The sequence below is a fragment of the Syntrophobacterales bacterium genome (assembly GCA_019429105.1).
Lineage (GTDB): Bacteria > Desulfobacterota > Syntrophia > Syntrophales > UBA5619 > DYTH01.
Genome location: JAHYJE010000004.1, coordinates 20,310 through 34,243, shown reverse-complemented (window position 1 = coordinate 34,243; position 13,934 = coordinate 20,310). Strand labels below are relative to the sequence as shown.

The window sequence follows — 13,934 nt, the reverse complement described above, 5'->3', positions numbered from 1 at the left end:
CTATTCTCTTCAGTTATTTCATCCAGGGCGGAAACATGATTTTCCCCTCGGCCGCCTTGGGCGGGAAAATCTGCACGCGCTTTCCGGCCTGCCACTGAATAATGCCGGTAACAGCTCCCTCCTTGGGATCCCAGGAGGGGATTATCTGATGGGTTTTCTTGTCAAATCTCATTCTCCCGTAAACCCCCATCAGGTCCTGATTTTCCAGGGCAGTAACAACAGCATCCGAGTCGGTGGTTTTGGCCTTTTCGATGGCGTCTTTTAACTGGTAAACGGCCATGTAGCTCGAGGATGTCCCATAACCCTCCGGCTCCAGGCCCCATTTTTTCGTGTAGGCATTGACAAATTTCATGGTCCAGGGGGTAATATTGGACGGGGCGTTGCCGCCATTGACGAGGTTAACAATCATGAATTCGCCCTTGCCGCCGGTGGCCTTCCAAAAACCCGGCTGTTCCGCGGCGTTCATGAACCCCATCGGCAGTGATTTCAGCTTCATATTGCTCCATTGTTGCAGCAGCGCGGCGCTTTCCGGCATATCCATCCAGAGAAAAAGAACCTGGGTGCCCTTCTTGCCGGAGTCGATGAGTCCCACGGAATAGTCGGTGGTTCCTGTAGGATAGATCTTCATCTCGACTTCCCAGTTTTTTCCGGCAAGGGCTTTCTGCATGAATGCCCCGCCCGCTCTGGCGTGCGCGACATCCTGCACCATGATATAGGCTTTATTGAACCCGTGTTTCTGTTGAAGATCGTTCAAGATGGCCATAAAGTCACCCATCATGACCGGCACATGGCTCGTATTGCGGAAACAGTACTTGTACTTGTCGTAATTTTCCGCCACCGCTTTCCCGTACGCAGGCGTAAGGACTCCGGTCGTAAGAATGCTCACCTTCTTGTGCTTGCTGAGCAGCGGCATGGCCGCAAGGGCAGCCTCGGAGCGCACAGGCCCGCCGACAATGAAATCCGCCTTCTTGTCAAGGATCAGTTTCTCCATTGCCAGGAGGGCATCCGCGACCGGAACGCTCGGTTCCAGATCCCTGGTGTCAATCACCTCTACCTTGAAAGGTCTTTTCTGCCCCGCAACATTCACGCCGCCGGCGGCATTGATTTCATCAACGGCGAGCTTGATCCCCCGTTCCGCATCCCAGCCATACAAAAAGGCGGTCGCCAGCGGCGCGCCTATGACAATGGGCTTTCCCTGGGCAAAAGATGTAAACGGCATACATAATACAAGAGATACAACCGCTAACAAATACAACAATTTATTCTTCATGACCACCCTCCTTTTCGGTTTGTCTATCCTCCGCCTTGCGTCTTAAGAAACTACCGCGCAAAGAGTCCGCCTCCAGATTCTCTGTCTGGTTCAATATTCTTGGAAAGGTTTGAATCCCCAAAATAAAGCAACCTGTGTGCCAAAAATAAAAAACGGTTTTTTAGAATAAATTTCCCTATAACAATTCGAAACCATGCAAGGTATTTCAGCGCGGCAAAAAGCCGGCATAAAAAACGGGCGTGGCCGCACTGAAAAAAACTTTCATTGATAGAAAGATTCTTTCACCTCACTTGATCAACAAGGCGCTCGCCCTGCTGGAGACAATAAGGTTGTATTTACAGATCTTGCTGCGCAAGGTAGGGAGGGAAATCCCCAACAGGCGGGCAGCTTCTGTCCGATTCCCGCTTACATGCGACAAGGCTTTCTGAATCTGCTCTCGTTCCATAACGGGCAGCGAATAATCCGATAGATTCTGCGGGGAAAGAGGGCTGTTCTTCTTCAAAATCTTTTCAATATCTTCTGCAAGAATTACCTTGCCTCGGGCTTTTACCACAGCTTCCACAAGCACATTCTCCAACTCCCGGACATTTCCTTTCCAGGGATGGAGGCTCAAACATTTCAGTACGCCGGGATGCAATCTGCATACATCGGTGCCCAGTTCCATATTTATTTTTCGCAGAAAGTGTCTCGCCAGATGGGGGATGTCGGATATTCTCTCCTTCAGCGGAGGAACGCGAATCGACACAACATTCAGCCGAAAGTACAGGTCTTCCCTGAACTTGCCCTGCTGCACAAACGCCGCAAGATTGCGATTAGTAGCCGCAATGATGCGACAGTGCGACTGCAAGATCTTTTCCCCGCCCACCCGCATGTATTCGTGGCGCTGCAGAAAACCCAGGAGCTTCCCCTGCAGGGCTAAAGGCAGTTCTCCGACCTCATCCAAAAAGAGGGTGCCGCCGCCGGCCAGTTCGATCTTCCCTTTTTTTGTGTACTCGGCGCCGGTATAGGCGCCCTTCTCATGGCCGAAAAGTTCACTCTCCAGCAATGTTTCGACAACCGCCGAGCAGTCCAGAGTGATGAACGGTTCGTCGGCGCAATCCCTGTTTTGATGAATCATGCGGGCGATCAATTCCTTGCCTGTGCCTGTCTCGCCCTCAATCAGCACCGAGGCCCGATTCTGGCAAAGCATACCTATCATCTTGAATATATCCCGCATTTCCTTGCTTTTCCCGATAATGGCGTCTCTGTTCATTGGCTGCCATTTTTCCCTGGAAAGCGAGGCTTCCCTTTCCAACCGGAGGGTGTGGAGGGCGCCATTGACGGCTTTTTCTATCTCATCGGCATCGAGGGGTTTGTGTATGTAATCATAAGCCCCTCTTTTCATGGCCTGGATGGTCGTATCCATGTCCTGAAAGGCGGTGATCATCAGCACCTTGGCTAGATTGTTGCGGCTTCGCATCTGGCTTAGCACCTCCAGGCCATTCTGGTCGGGGAGACGAATATCCAGGATGATCACCTCCGGATTGAAGCTTTCAAAAAGGGCGATCCCCTCCTGGCCTGAAGAGGCCGCGCTGAGTTCATGGCCTTTTTCAGTCAGGAACATGGTCAGGGTTTCCCTGATTGAACATTCGTCATCTACTACCAGTATCTTAGGCATGCCCTCCCCCGCTTGGCAAATATATATGAAAAGAGGCGCCGGAGGGGTCGCGGTTTTGCGCCTTGATCCACCCTCCGTGGGCCTCGACAATCCGTTTCACATTGGCCAGACCCAGACCGGTGCCATTGCTCCTTGTGGTAAAAAAAGGCTTAAAGATATCCTCCATATGCTTCCTGGGTATTCCCGGGCCATCATCTTCCACAATCACCTCGACTGTGGGCTTGCCGTCAGATAGACCGCTCCTGCTTGTTACCAAGATCTCCCCTCTTTCCCGACAGGCCTCGATAGTATTGAGCAGCAAGTTAATAAACGCCTGTTCCAGTTTTTCCTTATCCGCCATTATTTCCGATATTTCCGGGGCAAGGCAAAAGAATGGGGAGAGTTCTTTTTCCTTAAATTTCACATCGAGCAGTTCTTCGCAGGCAAAGAGAATCTGATTAACCCAACAGGGTCTGAATTCGAACTGCAATGGCTTGGCAAAATCCAGCAGTTCCGTCAATATCCGCTCCAGTCTGAGCACCTCCTTGATGGATATCTCCACGCGCCGTTGGTCATTGCCGCGCAACTGGGGATTTTTGTTGAGTATTTGAATATTCATCTTAACAGCGGAAAGGGGATTCCTGATCTCGTGAGATAGCGAAGTGGTGATCTGGCCGATGTAGGCCATCCTTTCCGCCTCCCGAATTCGCTGCTCCATCTCCACCCTTTTGGTAATGTCCCGGCAGATGCCGATATTGGAGAGCTGATTTTCATAGCGGATGACCTTGGCCATGATTTCTGTAGGAAACCGGTGACCATCCTTGGTAAGCCGTTTGTATTCAAAGATGGGATGAGAGCGCCTCTTGCTTAGACTATCCGCATAGATTTCGATGACCTTCTGTTGATTCTCCGGGGCTATGAACAGATAAAACTTCTGCCCGATAACCTCTTCCTGTTTGTATCCGTGCATCTGGCAGAATGCCTTGTTGGCAAAAACAATCGCCTCCTTCTGAATGACAAAATATCCGTCATTGATTTCCTCAACCAGCGTCTTGTATTTTAATTCCGATTCCTTCAGCTCCGCGGTCCGGTCTTTCACCTCCCCCTCGAGCCGCTGGGCATACTCCATAATCTCTTTTTCATGCATATTCTGAAAAAGATCGCTGAAGCGGTGAATGGTATAGGCCAAACATTGGTTGATTTTGGATATTGCGCTATGAAAATCTCCAACATCGGCCGCGTTTGCCAAAAGGGGAACCATGATCGTCCGGTACAGCTCAAAGGCCTTTTGCACATCGGAAAGCAGGAAACCGGCTTCCAGGCGCATACGGGTGATTTTATTTATGAATCGGTTTATATGGCTGAAGTCGTTATGAAGCAGAACATGGGTATTGGCATCGAAGGCCCCGGTTACCGTACCCACCAATTCCTTATGGGGTCTCCGGGAGTATTGCTCGCCCACCTCAGCATGCAGTCTGTCCGCCCATTCCTCAATGATTGGCGAGCGGTTGCATTCGATAAACTCTGATAGATCAAAGCCCATTGCGCTTCCATTCTCAATTAATGCGCTTCTGTAATTATTGGATGAGGAGTTGTTTCTTGCAGGGTGGGTATATGAATATAAAATTTATCTGTCAAGCGGATTTTGACAGCAAACTGAAATTAACTTTTTCAATAACGCTTCACCAATGCCGCACCCCGGAAATAGTGGCGGAGTATCTCCTCGGCAGTTAATCCCCGGGAGGCCATCGCCGCGGCGCCGATCTGGCAGAGGCCGACTCCGTGCCCCCAACCTGCCCCGTGGAGAATAAAGCCGGAGGGCGTGCCGGAAAACCCGTTTTTTGTTTCGACGATAAAGGCGCTGCTGTAGAGATGGCTGGGAGAAAGCCAGCGGCGGATTTCCAGCTCCTTGCCGACGACCGCTTTGGCCTTTGTCCCTTCGAGGCGCAGGGAGCTGATCCTGCCGGAGGGTCCCCTTTGCAGAGGAACGAGGCTCTGCAGAACGCCGAAATCAAGGCCCGCTTTCCGGCGGATTATCTCTTCCAGTTCCTCCCTTTTGTATTCGACTCGCCAGCGGAAAAAATCGGCTGTTTTTCTGTCATAAGCGGGCAGGATATTTTTCAACAGCCTTTCATCCTTCACATTGCACCAGGAATCAGGCGTGGACAGAATCCAGTCTGCCGCCTCCTGCTTAGTGCGCAGCGGGGGAAATGGCCTTGCCGAATCGCAAACATGGGAGAGGTAGGGAACATCCCTGGGCGCCCAGCAGGTCCGATAGTCTTCCGTCATCCCGCCGCACGCCTTGTGATACCGGGCATCGCAGATCTGACCTTCATAAATCAGAAATACCCCTCGCGTCGCCCGGACCGCCGCGGCCGCGTTGCCTTCTACCCGGTTGCCGGTTCCCTGATAGCGCTGACAGTGATCATCCGCACAGACATCGAAAAAATCATGATCCTCCCGTTCATACCAGCGGATCACCTCTTTTTCGCCATTGGCACCGTAATTTTCGCAACCGCCAATTTTTTCAGCCTTTTCCTTGCGCTGGAGCATCGCGACAAGCCAGCTTCGGGACGCGATGGCGTGGGCATGGAGAAATTCCGGCGGGGCGTCGCCGCTCATCTCCGACGAAACGACGCTTTGCAGATAGGTCTCGACGGGAAGCTCGTTTATCGCCGTTATCTTGCCGTCTTCAGAGGCCAGAAAGGTCAGATCCCCGGGGAAGGTCTGTTTTTCCTGCTGCTCCCAATGGAAACCGACGCCGATCGTTACCCCGTTTATCGTAAAGGTGGCATTTTTTTCTGCGAACAGTCTCAGCTCGGGCGCCTTGATGATTTCCCGGCCATGTTCATCGCAAAAAACGGCGGCGTTTCCCTGCGGACGGACGACAAACTCACCGCTCAAGGCTATCCCGTTCGGGCGATAAAAACCGTTCAGCCTTCCCCTTATTTCCGGATAGCGATCGCAGATCCCCACCTTTATTCTTGGTTCTTCCATCCTTTTCTCCCAATCAGTGCTTAAAGATCACAATGAAAGCCTTGAACGCCATTTTAATGTCGTTAAAACTCCGGAGCATCAGGAGCCTTTTGAGCAGATAAGAAGGCCGCCAGTAAAACATCCTGAATACTTTTCTGTAATAGTCGGCTATTTTCTCCCGACTGATCGTGGGCAACTCCATTACCATGTTGGAAAAATCATACTTGGACCAGTCCTCTGATTTCAGGTAGCCGTTTTCCTTTGCCCAGGCAAACATTCTGGTCCCGGGGAAGGGCGCCCTGGATGCTGGTCCAGATGTTGCCTTCTCTGGAGAAGAGATACGAATTTATCAGCAGAATTTCCATCGTCGGCCTTTTTCCCTCAATGCAAAGAATTTCATCGGACGATCCTCAGCTCCTGCTTGTCCGCACGTTCCAGAAGTTCAAAAACCAGTATGGCCATATCACCCACGATTCGTCCGCATTCGTGCACCCGTTCGCCCTTATAAAAAGCCCTGACCTGTTCCCGGTCCTTCCAGTCCACCCCGGCGATTTCCCGGCAAAGGATGCTCCCGCAGTCTTTGGCGATTTCCCGCCGGAACCGCTCCAGAACCTCCTGGGCGTAGGACCACATCTGCGGGTTCTCCCGCTCATCCTCCGAAGCGCGGCTGAACCTCAGCCCGATCACCGCCAGCGCTCCGGCAACGGCGCCGCAAACCTCTCCGTTTCCGCCGAGCCCCCCGCCGAAGGCCCCCATCGCCCTGATCACCTCGTCGTCTTTCCTGTTGAGCTTCTGCTGCCCGGCCGCCAGCACCGCCTGACTGCAATGAAAACGCTTCACCATCATCAGCTCGACGGCCTTATCCCTCATCTCTTCATTGGTCACCTGTCACCCCCAATTCATCATTTTTCGAAATGCCAACCGCCGCCGGTCGCAAAGCCATTACTTCCCTCAAACGGTCATTATGTGTAAAACTTAATCGTAAGACGCATGGATTACAAGCTATCATTGCTCATCCGGCTGTGGCTGTCAATGCGTAATTGGCGATTATCGTATATTTTCAAGGAAGGTTATTTGTGGACAGGCCCTTTGCTGTGGATTTTTGTAAAATTTGTGCTATAAACCACGGCTGCCCGGTTAATGATGGCTGACGTCCATCTAATACCTTGTTTTTTATAATAGAAGCTGAAGGGAGAAAAAGAGGATGGGCAACTGTTGTGCCCCGGGAGCGCCTAAAATAATCACTCTCATCGTGGGCAGCGAACTGGTGGGTTTGATCGGCCTTGAACAGGCCTTTCTGGATGTAAGGAACCTCGCGCTGGATGAAGAAGAAGTTGCTGAAAAACTGTTGGAAATGGTGAAGAAAAGAAACTACATCGTCGCAGGCGCTGAAAGGGCATACAGAATAGCGCTGCTTGCCGCCTATAAAAACTATACAGTTGAATTAAGGTAATCCAGGAATTATAACCCCACCGTTTTCCCTTCCCGGAGATTTACCAGCCCCTCTTCGCAGATGCGGAGGTAGGGAATTGAAGCCGTGGTCAGGGTGCCCAGCGTCAAGAACGGTTTGGCAAGACGAACGCCAAGGCTTGAGACGGCGGCGTCTATCTCAGCGAGCTTTTTGGCAAGGATCTCCATCGGTTGATCGGAAACCAGGCCCCAGAGGGGAAGGGCAAATTCGGCGAGGACTTCCCCGTCTTTACAAACGGCCATTCCTCCCTGCAGCGCGCGTATCCTGTTTACGGCAAGCGCCATATCGGCATCGCCGGCGCCGACGACAACGATGTCCGCTGTATCCCACGCCGTTGATGTCGCGAAGGCGCCGGCCCGCATCTTAAGGCCACGAATAAGACCGACAAAAAGGCGCTTGACGTTCGCTACGTTACGGCCGGGGTTACAGGCCCGGTCAATGGCGGCAACCTTTATAATATCGCGCCCCGGATCGGCCTGGATCAGGCCGTCGCTAACGAGCATATCCATCTTTAGTTCCTTCGTTACCAGCTCCGTTATCAGATCCATCACCCGGACATTCACACTGGCAGCGGCCTCCTCTGCCCGGATGGAAAAATCATCCGGCTGGAACTCGGCGGGCAGATGAACGCTGTGGCGACTCGCCTCCGCGTAAACGTGCTCGCGGGGAGCAACAAGAACCTCGCCTTGCCTCGCCACTATCTTGCCATTGGCAATTACATACTCGGGTCTGATGGTTTGCATATCAGGGATAATCGCCATGTCGGCGTACTTGCCGGGCGCTATTCCTCCCAGAATTTGATCGAGAGAAAAATGTTCGGCTGCATTCAGCGTCGCCATCCGCAGGGCATCCATCGGCTTAAACCCGACATCGATCGCCTTCTGAACTACATATTCCATATAGCCCTTCTCTATCAGATCGTTGGGCTCAACGCTGTCGGTCACAAGAATCAACCTGCGCAGATCAACATTCATCTCCTTTATCCGCGCGACGGTTTCCAGCTCGCGCCGGATGCTTCCCTCCCTGACCATCACGTAAATCCCCAATCTCAGCCTTTCTTGCACCTCTTCGGCCGTTATCGGCTCGTGGCAGGAGGAAATCCCGGCCGCCGCGTAGGCCATCAGTTTCCGACCGCCGGCCCCGGCGGAATGACCTTCCAGCGTCTTCCCCCGCCGCAGGGTCTCTGCAAAGATAAGGAGGAACTGATCGGGGTTCTGCAGCAGCAACTGCCAGTAGGTCTCTCCCAAACCAAGAATATCGTCCCTGAGCAGCAGCTTCTGGATGTCCTCAACCGATATTCCGCTGGCGGCGCTGCTGATGGAACCCATCGCCGGCATTGTCCCATAGACCTTCACCGGCTGGTCGCGAAACGATTCCAGAAAATCCACCACGGCCTCGCACCCGCCGATGGGAAAAACTTCCATCGTTTCGGTGATGATCGTGGTTGTCCCCCCCTTTATTGCATAGCGTAAAAACTCCGCACTGCCATAAATCTGCACCAAATGGGTATGACTCTCGATGAAACCGGGGATGACGGTCATACCCGCCGCGTCAATAACAACGGTTTTCGCGCCGATGTTTTCCCGAGGCTCCCGCCCGACATAAGCAATCCACTTGCCTTTCACTGCCACGGAATAATCATCAAGAATTTCGCCTGTATAGACATTCGCCACCCTGGCGTTGACAACCACGAGATCGGCCGTCTGACGTCCCAGCGCCGTCTGCATCACTTCTTTGGCCTCGCTGTTTTGCATTACAGCCACTTCCCCCGCTGCGCTCACGAAAATACCTCCCTGCACTATTTTTGTATTTTTTCCTCAAGCCTGTCTCTTTTAATCGCTGTCGCTTTGAATTTCAAGTAAAATAGACATCCTGAGCGTGACTGCTCAATTCTAAAAACCGGCTTGCGGCAAACGGCACATAATCTCTTGACAGAAAAAAGCTTTTGGGGATAGAAAGCACCGGTTGAATTTTTAAAATGTTCCGTAATTATTGCGCGAAACATAACCAAAGCAGGCCGATAGTTATGAAAATCCGGCTTCGCGTGCGACACGCATAATCTTCATAATATATCCGGAAACCGGGAGGTGTGGGGAATGGGGTCATATTTTTCAGACGATACGGTCAATAAATCGCAGGAATTGACCAAAAAATGGGAAGACGAAGTAGCGCACAGCGTCGTGCAGAGCCCCGATCAGAAATCGCGCTGGTCAACCGTCTCCGATCTGGAAATCAAGCAACTCTATACGCCGGAAGACATCAAGGATGCCGACTTCGCCCGCGACATCGGCGCGCCGGGGGAATTTCCCTACCTGCGCGGCAACCAGCCGACCGGCTACCGGGGACGCTACTGGACTTTCCGTATGTTCTCCGGAATGGGCAGCGCCGCCGACACCAACGCCCGCTGGCACATGCTGCTTCGCGAAGGTCAGACGGGGCTCAGCACGGCCTTTGACTTCCCGACGCTGATGGGCTACGACACTGATTCCCCTAACGCCCGCGGCGAGTGCGGCCGGTGCGGCGTGGCGATAGACACCCTCGACGACTTTCTGACTCTGGTGGACAAAATCCCGTTAGACAAGGTGACCACCTCGATGACCATCAACCCCCCCGCCTCGGTGCTTTGGGCGATGTACTGCGCCGCCGCAGACAAAAAAGGGGTACCGCTCTCCAAAATCGGGGGAACGATTCAGAACGACATGCTCAAGGAATTTATCGCCCAGAAGACCTTCATGTGCCCTCCGGAACCCTCGGTCCGGATCATCAGCGACACAGTGGAATTCGGCACGAAATACGTCCCGAAGTGGAACACGATCAGCATCAGCGGCTACCACATCCGGGAAGCGGGCTCCACCGCCGTCCAGGAACTGGCCTTTACGCTCCGCGACGGCATCGAGTACGTCGAAGACGCCATTCGCCGCAAGGGTATGGATGTTGATTCATTTGCCCCCCGCCTCTCCTTTTTCTTCAACTCGCACATCGATTTTTTCGAGGAGATCTGCAAGATGCGGGCAGCGAGAAGAATCTGGGCCCATGTAATGAAGGAACGTTTCCACGCCAAAAACCCGCGCTCCTGGTGGCTGCGCTTCCACACGCAGACGGCGGGGTGTTCGCTCACCGCCCAACAGCCGTACAACAACGTCGTCCGCACGGCGATCGAAGCCCTGGCCGGGGTGCTGGGCGGAACGCAGTCGCTGCACACCAATTCCCTCGACGAGGTGCTGGCCCTCCCCTCCGAACACTCCGTTCAAATCGCGCTGCGCACCCAGCAGATTATCGCCGAGGAAACCGGCGTCGCCAACACAATCGACCCGCTCGCCGGCTCCTACTTCATCGAGTCGCTGACCAACAAGATGGAGGAAGAGGCATGGAAATACATAACCAAGATTGACGAGATGGGCGGCATGATCGCGGCCATTGACAAGGGATTCCCGCAGTTGGAGATCGCCGACGCCGCTTATCGTTTCCAGAAGCAGATCGACCATAACGAAAAGGTCATGGTCGGCGTGAACAAGTATGTTACCTCCGAAGAGCAGCCCATCCCGATCCTACAGATCGACGAAAAGGTTGAGCAAGAACAGCTCAAGCGCCTGGCCGACATCAAGCGGAGACGCGACTCGCGGGCCGTCAGCACCGATCTGAACGATCTGAAAAATGCCTGCACAACCGGGAAAAACGTCATGCCCTACTGCATTAAGGCCGTCAAGGATATGGCTACGCTTCAGGAGATATGCGATGTTTACCGCGAGGCATTCGGCGAATACCGCGACCCCGGCCTATTTTGAGTATCACCCCATTTTTGAGGAGACAATATGGCAGAAAGAAGAATACGCATTATGGTTGCCAAACCCGGCCTCGACGGCCATGACCGGGGGGCGAGGATTCTCGCCCGCGCCTTTCGGGACGCCGGCTACGAGGTAATCTATACGGGCTGCCACCAGACACCGGAACAGATCGCAGCGGCGGCGGTTCAGGAGGATGTTGACCTCGTCGGCCTGAGCTGTCTGTCCGGTGCCCACGGCTACCTCTTCCCCCGCGTAGTTGAGCTGCTGAAGGAAAAGGGAGCGGAGGACATCACCGTGATCGGCGGCGGCATCATCCCCGATCAGGATTTTCAGAAGCTCTATGACGCCGGCATCAAGGCGATCTTCACCCCGGGCGCCACCCTTGATTCGATTCTTGACTGGATAAAAAATAACCTTAAACCGAGGGAATAGCAGTATCGGCAAACAGCCGCAAGGCTAATCCCGGAGCAGAACAGCAATGACAAAAAACATCGAAGAAGCGGAACAGCTTAAAAAAATCAAGGCCGGCGACGTTCGCACCGCGTCCCGCCTGATCAGAAATATTGAAGACGAACTTCCCGAGGCGAGAACGGCGCTGAAACGGATATTCCTCGACACCGGCCGGGCCCATGTCATCGGGATAACCGGTTCCCCCGGCGCCGGGAAGAGCACCCTCGTTGACGCGATGATCACCTCGTTCCGGAAAATGGGGAAAACGGTCGGCGTCCTGGCCGTTGATCCGACCTCCCCCTTCACCGGCGGCGCAATCCTCGGCGACCGCATCCGGATGCAGCGCCATGCGGAGGATCCGGGCGTTTTTGTCCGGAGCCTCGCCACGCGCGGCGCCCTGGGCGGGCTTTCGAAGGCGGTGGGCGACGCGGTGCATGTGCTCGACGTGATGGGCAAGGATCTTATCCTGATCGAAACCGTCGGGACCGGCCAGCAGGAGGTGGAGATAATCAACCACTCCCATACGGTTATCGTCGTCCTCGTCCCCGGCATGGGGGATGAAATACAGGCGATCAAGGCGGGAATCATGGAAATCGCCGACATCTTCGTGATCAACAAGGCAGATCGGGACGGCGCCAACCAACTGGCCAACGAGCTGGGTTCGATGCTGAACATGGCCCCCGCCTTTCCCGGCGGCTGGCGGCCCCCGGTCGTCAAGATCGGGAGCTGCTTTGAGCCGCAGTCCTTCACGCCCAGCATCGAGGAGCTGACAGGCGCGATCGCCGATCACTATCGGCGTCTCGAAGAAACCGGTCTCCTGGGCGACCGGATGAAGCGCAAGGCGATGGTGGAAATCGGCGAAGCGCTCCGCGACGCGATCCTGACGCCGATTCTCCGGGAGCTGACGAAAAGCGGGGAGATGAACCTGATCGTGGAGCGTCTTCTGAAGAGGGAATCCGACCCCTACTCGATCGCCGAAGAGGCGGCGCTGCGGTATCTTAAATAAACTGCGTTTTCAACTGAAAAGGAGCATCCCGCGTGGAAACAGCGGCCGACCCGAGACAAGCGGCAATTGCAAAATACCGCCGGGGGATCATTCAGGTATATACCGGAAACGGCAAGGGAAAAACGACCGCCGCGTTCGGTCAGGCGCTGCGGGCCGTGGGCCAGGGGCTGAAAGTCTGCATCATCCAGTTCATGAAGGGGCGCAAATACGGTGAATACATAGCCGCTGAGCGCCTCTTTCCCGATGTGACCGTATATCTTTCCGGCCTGGACAGTTTTGTCATGCGCGACAACCCCGCCCCCCTTGACATCGAGCTCGCCCAAAAGGGCTTTGAGCTCGCCCGGGAGACGGTCGCTGCGGAAAAATACGACATGGTCATCCTCGACGAAATCAATGTAGCGCTTGACTTCAAACTTGTCTCTCTGCAAGAGGTCACAGCCTTGCTCAAGAACAAACCGGCCGCGCTCGATCTCGTTCTGACCGGCCGCTACGCCCCGCCGGAAATCATCGCCCTCGCCGACACGGTAAGCGAAATGCGGGAAATCAAACACCATTATAACGCCGGCGTCAAAGACCGGGTAGGAATAGAATACTAATGGAATTATCGGTAATCGCCTCGGGAAGTAACGGAAATTGCTATCTTCTGGAAGAAAGCGGCGCCTCGGTGCTGATCGATGCCGGCATAGGCCTCCATGAGACAGCCCAAAGGCTGGCCGCGCTCGGCAAGGATATCCGGCAGGTAAACGGCATAGTCCTTTCCCACGCCCACTCGGATCATTATCAGGGGATAGGTCCCCTCGCCCGAAATCTGGATATCCCCGTCTATGCCGACCAAGAGGTCTATAATTCCTGCCGGGAGCGGCTCGGAAAAGTGGAAATTCATCACTTTCAAGGATGTTTTCGAATCAACGGAATGGAGATAACCCCGGTGGAAACATCCCATGACGTTGCCTCGTTCGGTTTTGTCGTAGGCGGCCTGGGAATCTTCACCGATACGGGACGCGTCACCGGAGGGATGAAAGAGGCAATGGGCAAGCTGAAGGTTGTCGTTCTGGAATCCAATTACGACGAGGAGATGCTTTTTCACGGCCCCTACCCCGCACATCTGAAGGTCAGGATTGCCTCCGACCGCGGCCATCTAAGCAACGACGATGCGAGTGATTTTATCAGCCGCTACGGAACCCACCTTTCTCTGGTGCTGCTGGCGCATCTCTCCGAAAAAAACAACACCGCCGCCAGGGCGAAGGAGGCTTTCGAAAGTCTTAACGAGGGACGCAGATACGTTGTCTGCTCCCGCCTCCGGCAAACAGGAACATACCGAATTAACGAAGAAGATTGAG

The 13,934-nt window shown here is 54.1% G+C and carries 13 protein-coding genes; 6 read left to right on the top strand and 7 right to left on the bottom strand.

The window, feature by feature from the left end; translation table 11 throughout:
• Positions 1–13: 13 nt before the first annotated feature.
• The 6 genes from K0B01_02275 to K0B01_02250 all read right to left on the bottom strand — a co-directional run bounded on the left by K0B01_02275 (position 14) and on the right by K0B01_02250 (position 6,767).
• Complete coding sequence (locus K0B01_02275; protein MBW6484965.1) at positions 14–1,270, bottom strand: ABC transporter substrate-binding protein; 1,257 nt, start codon at positions 1,268–1,270, stop codon at positions 14–16.
• Between the two features lie 286 nt (positions 1,271–1,556).
• Positions 1,557–2,927 carry a sigma-54 dependent transcriptional regulator gene (locus K0B01_02270; GenBank protein MBW6484964.1) on the bottom strand — a complete coding sequence of 457 codons (1,371 nt, stop codon included), beginning with the start codon at positions 2,925–2,927 and terminating at the stop codon, positions 1,557–1,559.
• Complete coding sequence (locus K0B01_02265; GenBank protein MBW6484963.1) at positions 2,920–4,449, bottom strand: PAS domain S-box protein; 1,530 nt, start codon at positions 4,447–4,449, stop codon at positions 2,920–2,922. Before K0B01_02265 ends, K0B01_02270 begins: the two co-directional genes overlap by 8 nt.
• Positions 4,450–4,577: 128 nt before the next feature.
• Positions 4,578–5,903 (bottom strand): SpoIID/LytB domain-containing protein, encoded by a 1,326-nt coding sequence (locus K0B01_02260; GenBank protein MBW6484962.1) that lies wholly within the window; start codon positions 5,901–5,903, stop codon positions 4,578–4,580.
• A 13-nt stretch (positions 5,904–5,916) separates the two neighbouring features.
• Entirely contained in the window at positions 5,917–6,159 is a 243-nt protein-coding gene (locus K0B01_02255) for a hypothetical protein (protein MBW6484961.1), read from the bottom strand.
• Between the two features lie 119 nt (positions 6,160–6,278).
• A complete protein-coding gene (locus tag K0B01_02250) occupies positions 6,279–6,767 on the bottom strand; it encodes a C-GCAxxG-C-C family protein (GenBank protein MBW6484960.1) in 489 nt (162 codons plus the stop codon).
• A 319-nt stretch (positions 6,768–7,086) separates the two neighbouring features.
• On the opposite strand from K0B01_02250, the gene K0B01_02245 reads away from it, so the two are divergent.
• The gene (locus K0B01_02245; protein ID MBW6484959.1) at positions 7,087–7,335 is read left to right on the top strand and encodes a hypothetical protein; all 249 of its coding nucleotides are present in this window, start codon (positions 7,087–7,089) and stop codon (positions 7,333–7,335) included.
• A gap of 8 nt (positions 7,336–7,343) precedes the next feature.
• Here K0B01_02245 and K0B01_02240 read toward each other — a convergent pair whose 3' ends face one another.
• Entirely contained in the window at positions 7,344–9,134 is a 1,791-nt protein-coding gene (locus K0B01_02240) for an amidohydrolase family protein (protein MBW6484958.1), read from the bottom strand.
• A 315-nt stretch (positions 9,135–9,449) separates the two neighbouring features.
• On the opposite strand from K0B01_02240, the gene K0B01_02235 reads away from it, so the two are divergent.
• The 5 genes from K0B01_02235 to K0B01_02215 are packed head-to-tail and all read left to right on the top strand — an operon-like array spanning position 9,450 to position 13,933.
• On the top strand, positions 9,450–11,138 hold the full coding sequence (locus tag K0B01_02235; GenBank protein ID MBW6484957.1) for a methylmalonyl-CoA mutase family protein: 1,689 nt from the start codon (positions 9,450–9,452) through the stop codon (positions 11,136–11,138).
• A gap of 27 nt (positions 11,139–11,165) precedes the next feature.
• Positions 11,166–11,570, top strand: coding sequence for a cobalamin B12-binding domain-containing protein (locus tag K0B01_02230; protein MBW6484956.1), 405 nt, complete (start codon positions 11,166–11,168; stop codon positions 11,568–11,570).
• A gap of 46 nt (positions 11,571–11,616) precedes the next feature.
• Positions 11,617–12,594, top strand: coding sequence for a methylmalonyl Co-A mutase-associated GTPase MeaB (meaB, locus tag K0B01_02225; GenBank protein MBW6484955.1), 978 nt, complete (start codon positions 11,617–11,619; stop codon positions 12,592–12,594).
• Between the two features lie 32 nt (positions 12,595–12,626).
• Positions 12,627–13,190, top strand: a complete 564-nt coding sequence (cobO, locus tag K0B01_02220) for a cob(I)yrinic acid a,c-diamide adenosyltransferase (protein MBW6484954.1) — start codon at positions 12,627–12,629, stop codon at positions 13,188–13,190.
• Positions 13,190–13,933: an MBL fold metallo-hydrolase gene (locus K0B01_02215; protein MBW6484953.1), complete on the top strand. Its 744-nt coding sequence runs from the start codon at positions 13,190–13,192 to the stop codon at positions 13,931–13,933. Before cobO ends, K0B01_02215 begins: the two co-directional genes overlap by 1 nt.
• The last annotated feature ends 1 nt before the right edge of the window (position 13,934 follow it).

What these genes read in the sequence shown, in the direction of transcription:
- K0B01_02235 (MBW6484957.1), top strand. Translation starts at nt 9,450, where the DNA reads ATGGGGTCATATTTTTCAGACGATACGGTCAATAAATCGCAGGAATTG.
- K0B01_02245 (MBW6484959.1), top strand. Translation starts at nt 7,087, where the DNA reads ATGGGCAACTGTTGTGCCCCGGGAGCGCCTAAAATAATCACTCTCATC.
- K0B01_02215 (MBW6484953.1), top strand. Translation starts at nt 13,190, where the DNA reads ATGGAATTATCGGTAATCGCCTCGGGAAGTAACGGAAATTGCTATCTT.
- K0B01_02270 (MBW6484964.1), bottom strand. Translation starts at nt 2,927, where the DNA reads ATGCCTAAGATACTGGTAGTAGATGACGAATGTTCAATCAGGGAAACC.
- K0B01_02230 (MBW6484956.1), top strand. Translation starts at nt 11,166, where the DNA reads ATGGCAGAAAGAAGAATACGCATTATGGTTGCCAAACCCGGCCTCGAC.
- K0B01_02275 (MBW6484965.1), bottom strand. Translation starts at nt 1,270, where the DNA reads ATGAAGAATAAATTGTTGTATTTGTTAGCGGTTGTATCTCTTGTATTA.
- K0B01_02265 (MBW6484963.1), bottom strand. Translation starts at nt 4,449, where the DNA reads ATGGGCTTTGATCTATCAGAGTTTATCGAATGCAACCGCTCGCCAATC.
- meaB (MBW6484955.1), top strand. Translation starts at nt 11,617, where the DNA reads ATGACAAAAAACATCGAAGAAGCGGAACAGCTTAAAAAAATCAAGGCC.
- K0B01_02260 (MBW6484962.1), bottom strand. Translation starts at nt 5,903, where the DNA reads ATGGAAGAACCAAGAATAAAGGTGGGGATCTGCGATCGCTATCCGGAA.
- K0B01_02255 (MBW6484961.1), bottom strand. Translation starts at nt 6,159, where the DNA reads ATGTTTGCCTGGGCAAAGGAAAACGGCTACCTGAAATCAGAGGACTGG.